The organism is Endozoicomonas sp. SESOKO2 (genome assembly GCF_024606245.1).
In the GTDB taxonomy this organism is placed as follows: Bacteria; Pseudomonadota; Gammaproteobacteria; order Pseudomonadales; family Endozoicomonadaceae; genus Endozoicomonas_A.
Window position 1 is genome coordinate 1 of the sequence record NZ_JAHHPQ010000097.1, and the last position, 1,037, is coordinate 1,037.

1 protein-coding gene is annotated in these 1,037 nt (G+C 42.4%); it reads left to right on the top strand.

The window, feature by feature from the left end; translation table 11 throughout:
- The coding region (locus KDK17_RS02590) for a hypothetical protein (protein ID WP_257287271.1) at positions 1-537 on the top strand (537 nt) is incomplete at its 5' end.
- Between the last annotated feature and the right edge of the window lie 500 nt (positions 538-1,037).

A 1,037-nucleotide genomic window follows, 5' to 3' on the forward strand; every position in this document is an offset into this window, starting at 1 on the left:
TTGCTACTGAGCACGAAATTACAGGGAGACACGGTAGGTGTTCTTGACTTGGGCGGTGCTTCTACACAGATTGCTTATGAGGTGGATAAGAATGAGGATTTCACCGTTAAGATAAGCAGCAAGACATACAAGCTTAATGCAGAAAGTTTTTTGGGCTTAGGGCTTGATCAGGCAATAAGCCAATATTTGAACCGGGCGTCATGTTTTCCTAAAGGCTTCCCTTTACCAGACGGCAGAAACGGAACCGGTGATTATAATACCTGCACCCGGAAAATTGAGCCCTTGATTACAAAAGTACAAGAAATCAATCACTATATTGAACATCGCCCTCCCAAAAATACACGCAGTTTTCTTGCTACTGCAGGATTTGACTATACGGCATTAGAGTTGGGTATTAGCAAGGATTTTTCCATTAAAAATCTCGATGAGAAGGGTAAGGCGTTTTGCGATAGTGCCTGGAATGACCTGAAGAGTGGAAAAAACTTCTTATCCGGTCAATCCTTTCCTATGGCATTATTGTTTCGATGCAGCCTATGAGAAGGACTTGTTAACATTTGGGTATAGCTTAAACACCAAAGATATTCCCATTAAAACGGCTTCAAGTATTGACTATAAAGCCGATTGGTCAATAGGTGTTTTGTTTAACTCTTTTGTTACCCCTGTTAAAACTGAAAAAAGAGAGTACCACACTGGACTCTTAAAATCAGAAAATTGCATGCACAATGGTGCAGCTTCTTCCATGTCGTTTTTTTAGGTCCCGGAGTACAATGGGTTTGGCAACTTTTTTGGCCTTCTGTCACATTGAAAATTATCAGCTTTGGCCTGAAATCGCGTATTTCCGCCAGCTTCAAATCCTAAGAACTGAAGAACGGTTTACTCCCGGTGGTGACCATATGCAGTCTTCCTCAATGGCTCTCTTGCCATACCAGTTACAGAGCGGTTATCTGGAGGCAGAAGCTTCTGTAATACGGCAGACTTACGTTCCTTTGAATAGCGAGGCATAAACAAGGCAATAGTGGCACCACCCAGGCGGTATT